At 32.7% G+C, this 14,440-nt stretch carries 15 protein-coding genes; 11 read left to right on the top strand and 4 right to left on the bottom strand.

Annotated features, from left to right (window positions below; genetic code table 11):
• Positions 1–37: 37 nt before the first annotated feature.
• From KM029_RS07150 to epsC, 5 genes are all read left to right on the top strand, one after another.
• Positions 38–709 (top strand): TatD family hydrolase, encoded by a 672-nt coding sequence (locus tag KM029_RS07150; RefSeq protein ID WP_144072621.1) that lies wholly within the window; start codon positions 38–40, stop codon positions 707–709.
• Positions 710–742: 33 nt separating this feature from the next.
• Positions 743–1,462, top strand: coding sequence for a tRNA threonylcarbamoyladenosine dehydratase (locus tag KM029_RS07145; RefSeq protein WP_144072620.1), 720 nt, complete (start codon positions 743–745; stop codon positions 1,460–1,462).
• Between the two features lie 129 nt (positions 1,463–1,591).
• Entirely contained in the window at positions 1,592–2,182 is a 591-nt protein-coding gene (locus KM029_RS07140; RefSeq protein WP_144072619.1) for a 1-acyl-sn-glycerol-3-phosphate acyltransferase, read from the top strand.
• Between the two features lie 122 nt (positions 2,183–2,304).
• The gene (locus KM029_RS07135) at positions 2,305–3,006 is read left to right on the top strand and encodes an SDR family oxidoreductase (protein ID WP_144072618.1); all 702 of its coding nucleotides are present in this window, start codon (positions 2,305–2,307) and stop codon (positions 3,004–3,006) included.
• A gap of 65 nt (positions 3,007–3,071) precedes the next feature.
• On the top strand, positions 3,072–3,887 hold the full coding sequence (epsC, locus tag KM029_RS07130; RefSeq protein ID WP_144072617.1) for a serine O-acetyltransferase EpsC: 816 nt from the start codon (positions 3,072–3,074) through the stop codon (positions 3,885–3,887).
• A 59-nt stretch (positions 3,888–3,946) separates the two neighbouring features.
• On the opposite strand, the gene KM029_RS07125 is transcribed toward epsC, so the two are convergent.
• The 3 genes from KM029_RS07125 to KM029_RS07115 form a co-directional block, all read right to left on the bottom strand.
• A complete protein-coding gene (locus tag KM029_RS07125; RefSeq protein WP_144072616.1) occupies positions 3,947–4,471 on the bottom strand; it encodes a hypothetical protein in 525 nt (174 codons plus the stop codon).
• 185 nt (positions 4,472–4,656) lie between these two features.
• Positions 4,657–5,487, bottom strand: coding sequence for a PspA/IM30 family protein (locus KM029_RS07120; protein ID WP_144072615.1), 831 nt, complete (start codon positions 5,485–5,487; stop codon positions 4,657–4,659).
• 25 nt (positions 5,488–5,512) lie between these two features.
• Positions 5,513–5,938, bottom strand: coding sequence for a J domain-containing protein (locus KM029_RS07115; protein ID WP_144072614.1), 426 nt, complete (start codon positions 5,936–5,938; stop codon positions 5,513–5,515).
• 467 nt (positions 5,939–6,405) lie between these two features.
• Here KM029_RS07115 and KM029_RS07110 point away from each other — a divergent pair, with 467 nt between their 5' ends.
• The 3 genes from KM029_RS07110 to KM029_RS07100 all read left to right on the top strand — a co-directional run bounded on the left by KM029_RS07110 (position 6,406) and on the right by KM029_RS07100 (position 9,458).
• Entirely contained in the window at positions 6,406–8,103 is a 1,698-nt protein-coding gene (locus KM029_RS07110; RefSeq protein ID WP_144072613.1) for an AMP-binding protein, read from the top strand.
• 90 nt (positions 8,104–8,193) lie between these two features.
• Positions 8,194–8,868, top strand: a complete 675-nt coding sequence (locus KM029_RS07105) for an alpha/beta hydrolase (RefSeq protein WP_144072612.1) — start codon at positions 8,194–8,196, stop codon at positions 8,866–8,868.
• Positions 8,869–8,870: 2 nt separating this feature from the next.
• Positions 8,871–9,458, top strand: a complete 588-nt coding sequence (locus tag KM029_RS07100) for a phospholipid scramblase-related protein (protein ID WP_144072611.1) — start codon at positions 8,871–8,873, stop codon at positions 9,456–9,458.
• A 1-nt stretch (position 9,459) separates the two neighbouring features.
• Here KM029_RS07100 and KM029_RS07095 read toward each other — a convergent pair whose 3' ends face one another.
• Positions 9,460–10,362: an RluA family pseudouridine synthase gene (locus KM029_RS07095; RefSeq protein ID WP_144072610.1), complete on the bottom strand. Its 903-nt coding sequence runs from the start codon at positions 10,360–10,362 to the stop codon at positions 9,460–9,462.
• Between the two features lie 227 nt (positions 10,363–10,589).
• Here KM029_RS07095 and KM029_RS07090 point away from each other — a divergent pair, with 227 nt between their 5' ends.
• The 3 genes from KM029_RS07090 to KM029_RS07080 are packed head-to-tail and all read left to right on the top strand — an operon-like array spanning position 10,590 to position 14,400.
• On the top strand, positions 10,590–12,578 hold the full coding sequence (locus KM029_RS07090) for a T9SS type A sorting domain-containing protein (RefSeq protein ID WP_144072609.1): 1,989 nt from the start codon (positions 10,590–10,592) through the stop codon (positions 12,576–12,578).
• Positions 12,579–12,598: 20 nt separating this feature from the next.
• Complete coding sequence (ribD, locus tag KM029_RS07085; RefSeq protein ID WP_240050280.1) at positions 12,599–13,651, top strand: bifunctional diaminohydroxyphosphoribosylaminopyrimidine deaminase/5-amino-6-(5-phosphoribosylamino)uracil reductase RibD; 1,053 nt, start codon at positions 12,599–12,601, stop codon at positions 13,649–13,651.
• Entirely contained in the window at positions 13,651–14,400 is a 750-nt protein-coding gene (locus tag KM029_RS07080) for a DUF3658 domain-containing protein (RefSeq protein WP_144072608.1), read from the top strand. The genes ribD and KM029_RS07080 overlap by 1 nt, the downstream gene beginning before the upstream one ends.
• Positions 14,401–14,440 lie beyond the last annotated feature (40 nt).

Raw genomic sequence — 14,440 nt, 5'->3', positions numbered from 1 at the left:
TTAATTCTGAATCAGATTAAATTAGAAGGTTTTTTTTATGTTTATTTATTTTGATGCACACACTCACCATAAAAGTATAAATCCAAATGTTATTGGAGTATATAATCATTTACTTCAGAATAATTTCATGCTTTTAAAATCTCAGTTAAACAGTGCGGGTATCCATCCGTGGTATATCGAAGAGGTGTCCATTACAGATTATCTTGATAAATTAAAAAGCAAAATTTCTACTTTGGATGCAGTTGGTGAAGCTGGTTTAGACCGTGCTATTAAAACTGATATAGAATTACAGAAAGAGGTGTTTAATGCTCAAATAGAAGTATCAGAAGAGTTTAAAAAACCAATGATTATCCATTGCGTTAAGGCATATTCTGATCTATTGGCTTTAAGAAAACAATGTAAATGTTATCAACCTTGGGTTATTCATGGGTATCAAGGTAATAAAGAAACAGCTAACCAACTGATAAAAAGTGGTTGTTATTTATCGTTTGGAAAAGCATTAATGTACAAAAGACCAAAATTGATCGAAGCATACCAATCAGCAGATAAATCAAAAGTTCTATTTGAAACAGATGATGATGATAATCTTTTAATAGAAGAGGTTTATAAGTTTGTCTGTACAACTTTTAATGAAGAAATGTCATCAATTCAGCAACAAAAACTTAAAATAGCAAAACAGTTATTTCCCAAACTAAATCAACTTCTTTAAATTCGCACCTAGAATTTAAATTTACACACAAATATGGGACACTGGCAGGAAAGAACAGAGCTACTTATTGGGCAAGAAGGTATTGAAAAGTTAGGAAATAAACACGTATTAATAGTGGGTGTTGGTGGTGTTGGTGGCTTTGCCGCAGAAGCAATTGCAAGAGCAGGCGTAGGGAAAATTACAATTGTAGATGGCGATGTTGTTGATGTAAGTAACAGAAATAGACAAATTGCAGCTTTAGTTAGTACAGAAAATATGTCTAAAGTTAAAGTGATTGGCGATAGGATTAAAGACATTAACCCATATGTACAATTAGAAACAAAACAAATTTATCTTGATGGAGATAATATTTCAACGCTTTTAGATGAACATAACTATGATTATGTAGTAGAATGTATTGATACATTAACACCTAAAGTAACATTGCTTACTACATGTATAGATAAAAAAATTAAGGTTGTAAGTTCTATGGGAGCTGGCGGAAGAATGGATCCTACACAAACTCAAGTAGCTAGACTTAGAGATACTTACAATTGCTTACTAGCCAAAAAAGTGAGAAAAATGGTAGGTACTCAGAGATACAGACGAAAAATAAAAGTTGTATTCTCACCAGAAGTAATCGACAAAAATAAAGTTGAAGAAGTTAAAGGAGTAAAGCATAAACGCTCTACTATTGGTACAATTTCTTATATGCCAGCAGTGTTTGGTCTAACGGTAGCTTCTGTAGCTTTACGTGATTTATTAGACAGTTAACAATCTTTAAAGAAAATAAATAACTGTTTTTGTCACAAAGTTATCAAAGTAGATGTTGTTAATTTTGTTGTACTACACAATATCTTTTTTAGCATCATAATCTCTTAGGAGGTTTCTAATATAACATCTATGATTAGATTAATTTTTCGTTTCTTATTTAATTTTAATGGTTGGTCGCTTAAAGTAGATCATGTTCCAGTAGATAAATTAGAGAGAAGTGTTTTCTTAGCAGCACCTCATACTACAAACTGGGATGCAGTTTACATGGTTGCTGCAATGCGAAAGATTAATGTAAAATTGAGGTTTGCAATTAAAAAAGAATGGATTCGTTTTCCGTTAAGTATTGCTATTAAACCTATGGGTGCAATTGGTATAGATAGAAGACCAATTAATAAAAGAGAGAAAAAGATAAGTATGGTTGATGCTATAAGTAATCTTTTTAAGGAAAATGATAAACTGGCTTTAGTGATGCCTCCGGAAGGTTCGAGATCACTTAGAAAGGAATGGAAATCAGGTTTTTATTATGTTGCCGTTCAATCTAAAGTTCCTATTGCGTTAGCTTACCTTGATTATAAGAAGAAAACTGCAGGAGTGTATGAAGTTTTTGAGCCTACAGGTAATTTTGAAGAGGATATGAAATATATTACTTCAGTGTATAAAACTAATAATCCTACAGCAAAATTTCCTGAACTTTATAGCCTTGACGAAAGGTTTGTATAAAAGTAAACTTTGTAGCTATTCTTGAGTGAAATAGGTACTTTAAAAATATTATTTGAAGGAAAGGGATTATCCCTTTCCTTTTTTTGTAAATTCATATAGCTAAAATTATAAAATAGAAAAACATGGATTTACAAAACAAAAGAATTTTAATTACTGGAGGAAGCTCGGGTATTGGTAAACAGACAGCTAAACTTTTAATAGCTAAAGGAGCAAAAGTAGTTATTACAGGTAGATCTGAAGAAAAATTATTAAAAGTTGCAGAAGAGATTGGAGCAATTCCATTACTTTTTGATATAGCAAAACACGATACTATTCATGAAAGTGCACTTGCTTGTGTTAAAGCATTAGATGGTGGAATTGATGTACTTATTAATAATGCAGGTATTGGCGAATTTGCTGAATTGGAAGATGTATCTCTATCTTCTTTTCAAAGAGTGTTTGATGTAAATGTTTTTGGATTAGCAGAATTAACAAAATGTATTTTACCTTATTTTCAAGAACAAGGGTCTGGTAATATAATTAATATTGGTTCTACTGCAGCTGCTAAAGGTTTTGCTTTTGGTTCTGTATATGTAGCCTCTAAATTTGCCTTAAGAGGGTTAACACAATGTTGGCAAGCCGAATTAAGAAAGTACAACATTAGAGTTTCATTAATAAACCCAAGTGAAGTAGTTACAGCTTTTGGCACAGAAAGCAGAGAAGAAAAACCAGAAGAAGTTAAAAAGCTTACAGCTACAGAAATTGCACATACCATTGTAAGTAGTTTGGAACTTGATGATAGAGGGTTTATTCCAGAAGTAACAGTATGGGCAACTAATCCTTAATTATTTAAGAATTATAATTAATATTGTACTATCAATTAACTATTGGAATCCTAAAATGAAGAAGAATGGAAGAAGTAGATAAGGATATCATTGCTCAGATAAATGCGAATAAGTGTATGTTTCAGATGCCTTCAAAACAGAAGTCTGATGAGTTTATAGATGATATGTTCCGATTTTTATTTCCTGTTGTTTCAGGAGTTGAACAAGGACATTATGCTGCAGAACTTGCTTTATTACGTTTAAAAGGCAAAATGCAAGAGTTATTTCTTCCAATAAGAGATCAGTTTGATATTGGATGCTCTAGAGCTACAGAAAGCTTTTTTGATGCACTTCCAGAAGTACACATCAAATTAATGAAAGATGCTCAAGCAATTTTTGATGGAGATCCAGCAGCAAAGCATATTGAAGAGGTTATACTTGCTTATCCTGGCTTTTACGCCATCTATGTTTACAGACTTGCACATCAGTTGTACAATTGTGAAGTACCTATTGTACCAAGGTTATTTTCTGAATACGCACATAGTAAAACAGGAATAGATATACACCCTGGAGCTAATATTGGAGAATATTTTTGTATAGATCATGGAACGGGTATTGTTGTTGGAGAAACAACAGATATTGGAGACCACGTTAAATTATACCAAGGTGTTACATTAGGTGCTTTGAGTGTAAGTAAAGATATGGCTACTAAAAAAAGGCACCCAACAATTGAGGATAATGTAATTATCTATTCAGGGACTACAGTTCTAGGTGGCGAAACCGTTATTGGTGCCAATTCTATTATTGGTGGTAACGTTTGGCTTACAGAAAGTGTACATAAAGATGCAACCGTTTATAATCAAAGTACGGTGAGTGTAAGGAAAAAGAAAACAGCAATATAAAAAAACAGGCTATACTTTAATTAGTATAGCCTGTTTTGTATTTACTATTTCAGTTAAAATTAATTCTTACAAATTTCTAATTCGCCCAAAGCTCCATTAAGACCATCAACACCATCATTTAAATGTAGAATAGCCTCTTGAATATGATCTATTGCATCATTAAGATGGTTATGCATCTCATCTATATCGTCTGAGTAATGTGCAGTAGAAAGAGTTGTTGATGCGATATCAAAAATTCTTTTAGCATCATGAAATGAACCATGTGCATCAAAAGTTTGGTTACTTGCAACTTCACATATTAACGATGCTTGAGATTTTGCATTGTGAGTTTCATCTTTTGCAAAATGAGCATTTCTCATAGCAGCTTCTGCTTCGTTCTTAGCAAGGCCAACATTTTCTTTCATACAATCCATTGTTTGACAATCGAAGCATTCACTAATAAAGTGTAAAGCCGTTTCAGCACCTTCATGAGAAGTCTGATAAAAATCATATGCCTCATTTATATCAGTAACAACAACATGGTGCTGACCGTAAGCAAATGTAATAGACAATGATGATAGAATAATGAGTAAGAGTTTTTTCATATAGGTTCTAGGTTGGTGTACTTCAAGATAACAATCAACAATAAAATAAAGTGCCCATCGTTATAATTTTTCTTCTGTACTTCTATTTATTCCAATTCTTTATTAAGAAAATACAAAAGCCCTTTCCATTAAATTAATAATGAAAAGGGCTTTATTAGAAAAGTACAAATATTAATCAGGTTTGATTATTTGTTTTTCAATTGTTCTTTTAACTTATCTAGTTCTGATGGTTCGCCACTAGCTGACGAAGAAGTATCATTTGCACTAGAAGCAGAACTTGTATTATCAGTTGAAGTACCTTCAGACAAACGAGCTTTTAATTTAGCTAACTCATCAGATGCCCCAATAGAAACATTACCACCAGGAGCTATTCCTAAAGCTTTGTCAATCTCATTTTCTGGTGTTTGCTGATTTAGATCTGCTATTTGACCATAAGATTCTGCCAAAGCTTCTTTTTCTTCAACTTTTTGCTTCATTTTTTCTAAACGAGCCAATGTTGTAGAAGAATCAACATTAGATAATTGCTTATTTAATTTTGCAGATGCATCACTTACTGTAGCACGAGCACGTAATGTTTTTAACTCATTTTCCCAACTGCCAATTTGAGATTTAAGCTGTTGAACATTTTGCTCCATTTTAGTTAGCATACCAGAATAATTATCAATATTTTTCTGATTTGCACCTGCTCTTTGTGCATATTGTTGTTTTCTTTCTAAAGCCTGAGTAGCTAATCTATCTGCTTCGTCAGAGTCTAATTGCCCTTGTGATGCTCTTTGTACAAGCAACATAGCTTTCTGTTCAAACTCTTTCGCGTTTCTATTATTCGATTCAAATTCTTTCTTTTCTCTAATAGTTAACGCTTTAACCTCTGCAAGTCCTTGCATAGATTTTGATAAGTCACCTTTTAAATCTCTTATCCCTTGTTCCGTCTGCTTTATTGGATTTTCTAATTTATCTAAAACAGAATGAGCTTCTGATTCTGCAATTCCAAAAAGTCTTTTTAGCCATCCAAACATGTTCGTATATTTTTGTTATTAATTTCTATTTTAAAGTTTTTTCAAAGAAGTTATAGGCTTCGTTTATTTCTAAAGTTACCTTCTGAGCCATTTCTTGTTTCTTCTTATCCCCAGCATACAGGTCTGGATGGTATAATTTAACCAATTTTCTATAAGATTTCTTTATAGTTGGAAAATCATCACCAGGTTTTACTTCCAAAGCACTATAATATTCTTGTTCTTTGGTTTTTTTCTGTGGTTGTTGCTGATAAGATTGTTGTTGACCAGAATAGCCTTGATAAGAAGATTCCTCTTTGTATGAGTATGTGGAATTTTTTATCTCATCGTAATACTTTTTCCACTCAGCATCAAAACCATCTTCATTTTTAAAGAGGTTCTCAAATAACGGATTTTTATCAATCTGATCGTTTATGGTTGCTTTTAATATGTCTTTAAATCGATCTACTAGCATGTTTAATTTTTTATTTGACACTATAGATAATATATACCTATATATATTTAACACGAAAAGTTACTAAAAAAGATGCTTTTTTACTTAAAAAGTTATTTGTGAATGATTTTTCATTTATTTTTTTTGACATATTATTTCATAAGTGTATATTGGAAACTTAATATAAGCGGTAGTTACGCTTGTGTTATTTATTATAAACACACTCAATTTTTTTTATATTTCTAACTGTAAATTTATATTTTTATATGTTAGAAGTAGTTTCGAAATATTCTCTTTTGGTACTCAGTCTAAAATGATTTATAAATAGATAACATTTGTTTTCTGGGTTTACGTTACTATTAAACGCGTTAATAGTAAAATAAACTAAAGACTAAGAATGGTAAATATAATTTAGTTTGGGTACTTACTACTAATTGGCAGACAGATTTACCTATAATCTGTCTTATTAAAAAAAACATAAATTAAAGATGGAACAAAAGCGACCTTGGTATAAACACTACGCTGATTTTACTCCTCAGGAAATAAACCCTGACAACTACCAATCGTTAATAGCTCTTTTTGAAGAATCGTTTAAGAAATTCTCTGATAAGGTAGCTTATGAATGTATGGGTGGTAAATTAACTTATAAAGAGGTTGATTTAGCTTCGGAACGTTTTGCAGCTTATTTACAAGACTCATGCGGTATGGATAGAGGGGACAGAATTGCTATTCAGATGCCAAATGTATTGCAATACCCTATTGCAATGATTGGAGCAATTCGTGCAGGCATGGTAGTAGTGAATACTAACCCGCTTTATACTGAAAGAGAAATGCTACATCAGTTTACTGATGCTAGTGTAAAAACTGTTGTGATTATGGCCAACTTTGCCGATAAATTACAGCATATTTTACCAAAAGCTCCATCTATAAAAAATATAATTACTACAGAAATAGGCGACTTACTAACGTTTCCTAAAAACTTGATTGTAAACTCTGTAGTAAAGTATGTTAAGAAAATGGTACCTGCTTATAGTTTACCTAAGGCAGTGAAGTTTAAAGCAGCATTAAAAAAAGGAGCTACGTCTACATATGTTAGACCAATCTTAACAGGAGAAGATCACGCTTTTTTACAATATACAGGAGGTACAACAGGTGTTGCAAAAGGAGCAATTCTAACGCACAGAAATATTGTTGCTAACCTAGAACAATCAAATGCTTGGTTACAAGGAGTTTTAAAAGAAGGAGAAGAATTAGTAGTTACAGCGCTTCCTTTATATCATATTTTTGCTTTAACAGTAAATTGTATGACGATGATGAAGATTGGTGCTCACAATTTATTAATTACTAACCCTCGTGATATGGATGCCTTTATCAACGAGATAAGTAAATACAAGTTCTCGATCATGACGGGTGTAAATACACTCTTTAATGGTATGCTGAATCATAATAAATTTGCAGATCTTGATTTCTCAAAGTTAAAAGTGACCATTGGTGGCGGTATGGCAGTTCAGCAAGCTGTAGCAAAACGTTGGGAGGAAATTACAAAATGTACTTTAGCAGAGGGATATGGATTAACAGAAACATCTCCTGTAGTATGTGTACATAGATTAGATAATCCCAAAATTGGTACTATCGGGTTACCTTACCCTTCTACAGATGTAAAAGTTTTAGATGCAGATGGACAAGAAGTACCTATTGGTGATACTGGAGAGCTTTGTGTTAATGGTCCTCAGGTAATGAAAGGCTACTGGAACAGACCACAAGATACTGAAGATACGTTCTTCCCAAATGGGTGGTTAAGAACTGGAGATATTGCAACAATGGACCATCATGGTTATTTTAAAATTGTAGACCGTAAAAAAGATATGGTTTTAGTCTCTGGCTTTAATGTTTACCCTAACGAAGTAGAAGATGTTTTAGTAATGCATGAAGGCGTAGATGAATGTGCCGTAATTGGTGTACCTGATGAAAAATCTACAGAAGCAGTAAAATGTTTTATTGTAAAGAAAGATCAGCATCTAACTCAAGAGCAGTTAAAGAGCTTCTGTAAAGAGAACTTGGCAGGGTACAAAGTACCAAGGCATTATGAGTTCCGTACAGAATTACCAAAATCTGCCGTAGGAAAAATCTTAAGGCGTGTGCTGAAAGAGGAAGAATTAGCCAAAACAAAAAAGGCTTTACATTAAGTCGTAAAAAAATAAAGTAAGGTACTGCAAAGAATTTCTGCGCAGTGCCTTTTTTTGTATAGAACAAACCAACTTCAAAAAATAGTTTATATGTCGTCTACAAAAGAATGGGTTTCTATAAAATTTGATACTCCTTTTCTAACAAATAATACACTAACGTCAGAAATGGAATCATTATGGTTCGTTTTTCATGGTTATGGTCAATTAGCAGAACATTTTATCAGACGTTTTGATGTTTTAGATTTATCTAAGAACCATGTGGTTGCTTTACAAGGACTTTCAAAGTTTTATTTAGACAGTAGCTACAAGAAAGTAGGAGCTTCTTGGATGACAAAATTAGAACGTGAGGTAGATATTCTTCATCAAAAAAGATACATTGACGAAGTCTTTTACAATAGGTTAATGAAAGCTGATAAAAAGGAGGTTAAATTAAACTTTTTTGCTTTTTCACAAGGTGGAGCAACATTACTTAGATGGTTAAAAGATGCTCAGCCAAAGGTAGATAATCTGATTATGTGGGCAGCAGATTTACCGTCTGAGTTTACAGAAGATGATTTTAAATTCTTATCAGCAAAATCTAATTTATTTGTGGTTTTGGGAACTCAAGATCCATTTGCTAAAATGATTGATATCACCAGACAAAAAGAACTCTTGCAAAGTTTACCATGTAGCACAGAATTTGTATCGTTTGAAGGAGGACATCTGGTAAAACGAGATGTTTTGGAAACGATAATAGAAAAACTAAACTGTAAAACTAATTTTTAGCTATGCATCCCTTATTAAATCATAACGTATTTTTTGTAAAAGAGCATGTTGGTATGTTTAAAGCTGCCAACAACTACGACATCCACGATCCAGAAACTGATGAGATCATGATGGAATGTCGTGAAGACAATCTAGGTTTTATTACTAAGTTGCTTCGTTTTACAGACTACAAACGAATGACGCCTTTTAATATTGAAATTAAATCGGCTACTGGAGAAAAAATACTAACGGTGAAAAGAGGTATCTCAATTTTTTTGTCGGATGTAGAAGTTTTTGATGAACACGATCAGCTTGTAGGTACATTTAAGCAAAAACTATTCTCTATAGGCGGTAAATTTGAGGTAATAGACCCTAACGGGGTGTCGCTTTGTATGCTTAAAGGAAAATGGACAAGTTGGGATTTCAGATTTGTAAAAGATGATTTTGAGTTTGCTCATGTAAGTAAACATTTTGCTGGTATTGCAAAAGAGTTTTTTACTACTGCAGACAATTATGCATTAGAAATTAACCCAGAGGTACCGCAAGATAACCGATTAAGGTTACTCATTTTGGCAGCGGTTATGTGCATCGATATGGTATTAAAAGAGTAAACTAAGAACGGAATTTATTCCACATTTTAGTCTCTCTTATTAAAAGCTTCTCAAACTTTTCTGGTTGAGGAGCTTTTATTGTTTTAAAAGCTAAAGTTCTAGGGTGTTTAAAAGTAATTTCTACAGAAGAGAGAAATAACCCTTTTCCTTCTAATGTATTTCCTTCAATTCCATATAGTTTATCACCAACAATCGGAGTTCCTAAACTAGCCATGTGTATTCTAAGTTGATGTGTTCGTCCTGTATGTGGGGTTAATTCTACGATAGATAATTGTTCACTACGTAAAGAAGCAACGGTTTCTATTACTTTATAAGAACTGTGTGACTCCTTATTTTCAATGGGTGTTCTAATATCACCTTCATCAGCATGTAGTTTTCCCATTACAACAGCATGGTATTTCTTTTTAATAGTTTTGTTTTCAAACTGTTGTCCAAAAGCAACTCTAGCCAAACGTGTTTTAGCAATTAACAAAACGCCAGAAGTTGGAGCGTCAAGTCTATGGCAAGGTTTAGGCCACGGCATTTTATCAATTAAATCACTTGGTTTAATATTGTAAAGAAGTGCATTCTCTATTGTTCTAAATTGATTTCCACTGACAGAAAAACCAGCAGGTTTATAAATTACAGCACAATCATCATCTTCATACAATACATTTAATGATAGTTCAAAAATTTTAGGTACTTTTTCTTCTTCACCAAAAATTTGATAAATATCTCCAGCGGCACACCATTCTGCGCCATTCAATATCGTATCATTTAAAAGAATCCGTCCTTTTTTAAATGCTTTTTTTAATCCATTTCTAGAAGTAATGATAGTATTGTTTTTAAGTATATAATCAAAAACTCTGTCTTTATCAGAATAATCATTATTTACTTTTAGAGTGGAAAGAATTGACGGGTTCATAGTGCTAAAGATTCATTTTTATTTTGAATGTCACGTTCGAAAATTAATCATTATCATAACGAAAGTACCAACTAATCTACAAAAGAGATAATAATTTATACAAACCAATGTTTTTATTAACTAAAGCCTATTTAAATACACTTTTTTTCTTACATGTTTTAAAATAGAAGAGATGAATTTTATGACTAAATTATAGATAAAGCCACCTAATATAACCTAATACTACTATGAAAATTTTCTTAATACTTTCACTTTACCTAATTACCTCTATTTTTTCAAATCTACATGCTACTACATATTATTCTGGAACAAGTGGGAATTTTGCTGAAACTACTTGGTCAACTGTATCCGGTGAGGTAGGGTCGGTAATTGATTTTGCTTCTTATGATGAAAGTGAAGATACTTTTGTAATTCTTTCGGGACATACAATAACTTTTCCGAATACAGCTATAGAAATAGCTGTTTTATATGTATTAGGTAATTTTAATCAAGGAGGAGAGATAGGCACACTTCAAATAGGAAGCGAATTTAATATTGGGGGTAATGTGAATTTCGCATCTGGAAATTCAACTTTAATAGTTAATAATTTGCATTGCTTTTCGGGAGCAAAGGTTTTATTTTCAAATTCATCTATGCAAATAAACCATACGGGTTTAATTTTTGTTTCAGGCGGAATTGATACTTTTTCAAAAACAGGTGTTAGTGGAGCTAATACTTCAGGCGAATTACTCAGTTATTTAGTAGCAAACAACGGTTCATATACTTTAACTACTGATAGATCTATCTCCAATTTCTTTGCAGGAACCGGAGAATCTTTCACAATTAATACAGGTAAAAATATACTGACTGTAGATGGTGACCTTGGTACAAACACGACTATTAACCCTGGTACAGTATCTGGAAATGTAGGTTCAATCGAGCTTTCTTCAAACGCAGCAGGTACATTAACTATTTATGATCCATCAACTTCTATCGTAAATGATCTATCAATGGCTTCTTCCCATGATATTACTTTAGGTAGTCGATTACAAATGGAGGGAACGCTTACATTAACTACTGGAGATATTATTACAAATAGTAATAGCATGATATTGTTATCTGATGCTACAATTTCAGGTATGACTAATAACTCAACTCCAGCAGCATCGTCTTCTGGAGGAAGTAACGGCTCTCATATATTAGGGTCTTTAAGTATTATAAGAGAGAGTAGTGTTACGGGGTGCGTTATATTACCAATAGGAGATGGTACTAATTTACGAGCTGTAGGAGCACAAAACACGGGAGGTTATTCTGATAATTTTACAATTACAGGTATCTATAATTTGGGTGAACACTCAGATAAAGATATAGATCCAGATTTAACGGATATTGGAGTATCAGCTTCAGAATATTTTGATGTAAGTGTTTCAGGGAGCAGTTCTACCAATGGTAAATTTACTGTTTTGATTCCATATCATTCTGGATCAGGTGTAAATACATCAACTGCAGATAATATAAAAAGTATACATTTAATGCATTACAATACAGCTGAAGGTCATTGGGAATCTTATGGTACAGTTGACGATGGTTCTGCAACACATGCAGGAAGTGGAGGTACTGGATATATAAGTGCCGTAGCAACAAGTTTTAGTCCGTTTGCAGTTGGGGGAGATAACTCTGTACATGATCTACCTGTTGAGCTTACCTCATTTTATGGTAAATTAGAAGATGCAGCACTTACTTTATTTTGGAGTACAGCTTCAGAAATTAATAATGATAGGTTTGAAGTTGAAGCGTCAAAAGAAGGTACTTATTATAGTAAAATTGCCGAAGTAAAAGGGGCTGGTAATTCTAATATAGCTCTTGATTATAGTTTTAAAATTAATGCATCTAACAAAGAGAAATACAACTATTACCGTTTACGTCAAGTAGATTTTGATGGACAGTTTGAATATACGTATGTATTGTCTTTTGAAAACCAATCAACAGAATTATTTGATTTTAATTTGTATCCAAACCCAACATCAAATACACTTTCTCTTGATGTAGTTTTAGACGATTTAGATGAGCTTACACAAATATCTATCTACAATCTTATAGGTGTTGAGGTAAGACGAACAGCTTCTTTAGAACGGTTTCAAACTTTAGACGTTCATTCTCTTCAAAAAGGAATATATATTGTAAATATTAAAACGAAAGCAGGAAAAAATAAGACGCATCGTTTTACTGTAAAATGATGATTGAGTAACTTCGCTTCATGACCAAATCAAGTTCTATGGAAGAGAAGTATATGAAGAGGGCGTTGCAACTAGCAACATTAGGTAAAGGTAATGTAAGTCCTAATCCAATGGTAGGGGCTGTTATTGTACATAATGATCAAATTATTGGAGAGGGCTACCATCAAAAATATGGGCAACCTCATGCCGAAGTAAATGCTGTAGCTTCAGTAAGTAAGGAGAACCTACCGTTATTGTCTGAAGCAGAAATATATGTAACCTTAGAACCTTGTAGCCATTATGGTAAAACACCTCCATGTGCAGATCTTTTGGTTAAACACAACTTCAAAAAAGTTATTGTTTGTAATTTAGATCCTAACCCACTTGTTGCTGGTAGAGGGATTAAAAGATTAGAAGATGCAGGTATCAAAGTAGCTACCCGAATTTTAGAAAACGAGGGACTAGAGGTTAATAAACGCTTCTTTAAAGCAATGACAGAGAAAAAACCTTTTGTATTGCTTAAATATGCCCAAACATCAGATGGTTTTGTAGCAAGAGAGAATTTTGATTCTAAATGGATCAGTAATCCTCTTTCTCGTCAATTGGTACATAAAATGAGAGCTGAAGAAGATGCCATTTTAGTGGGAACAAATACAGCTAAATATGATGACCCTGCTTTAAATGTAAGAGCTTGGGCAGGTAAAGATCCGCTAAGGGTTGTTATTGATAGGTCTAAAAAACTTGATGATAATCTAAAACTGTTTGATAATTCTATTAGAACAATTTGTTATACATCAGAATTTGATGAGGAGAAAGAAAACCTTGCTTTTATTCCTTTGAATAAAGAAACTTTTTTAGAAGATATGCTTGTTGATCTATTTTCTAAAGGCATTCATTCAATTATTGTAGAAGGTGGAAGTACAATCCTTAAAGAATTTATTGATAGAAAACTATGGGATGAAGCACATGTTTTTACTTCATCGAGCGCTGCGTTTGGTAGTGGGATAGAAGCTCCATTACTACCACATAAAAAGAGAGTTCAAGTTACAACCGTAGAACAAGACGAATACGCAATATATAAAGCATTAAAGTAATGTATCATATTTGTTTATCAGACCCTGAAAGGGGAGCATTGAAATATTTTTTCTTACAGCAAGGTATTTCTGATCATAAAATAATTTGTCTGCATAATGAGTTAACAGTCGGACCACTTTCGCCAGATTTAAATTCCTTATTTACAGAAAACAGAACTACATTCTATAAAGAGTATTTAGAGTTTGATGACCCAACAAGAGATTTTTACATATCTAAGTTTGTTCATCCAAATTATTTTTCTGACTTAAATGAGTATTCTTCTATTGTTGTTTGGAAAGGAGAAAATGTAGCAGAAGAGTTATTACTTCGTTTTGTTGCTAATTTTTCAAGATTTAAAGATATATATGTTGCTGAAGTTGCCACTATTGATGCTGAATACAAAAATGTAGCAGAGGTAAACCCAATCCTATTTCCTCAAATTTGGGGGAAATGGAAACTTATTTCTGAAGGTAAAAGGAAAAGCTTAATTAATAACTGGAACAAATTAGGTAAACAGCCATTACGAATCTTAGAAAATGGTGAAATCATAGAAGTTCCAATCACATTTTATGACGACCATTTATTGTCTTTTGTAACAACAAGCTTCCAACCATCTGGGCGTGTGGTAGGGCAAACACTTTCTTCTATTGATCAAAGAATATCAGATACTTTTATTTATTTTAGATTAAGAAATTTGATTAAGGCTCAGAAAGTGGCTTACGAAGGGAATCTGTTTTCTATGATGGATTTGAAAGTGAAACTACCGTAAGTAAATTAAATTTTTGATCTGTCAAGTTGCTAACATAACC

It is taken from the genome of Flammeovirga kamogawensis, from assembly GCF_018736065.1.
In the GTDB taxonomy this organism is placed as follows: Bacteria; Bacteroidota; Bacteroidia; order Cytophagales; family Flammeovirgaceae; genus Flammeovirga; species Flammeovirga kamogawensis.
This window is presented reverse-complemented; position numbering and strand designations above follow the sequence as displayed.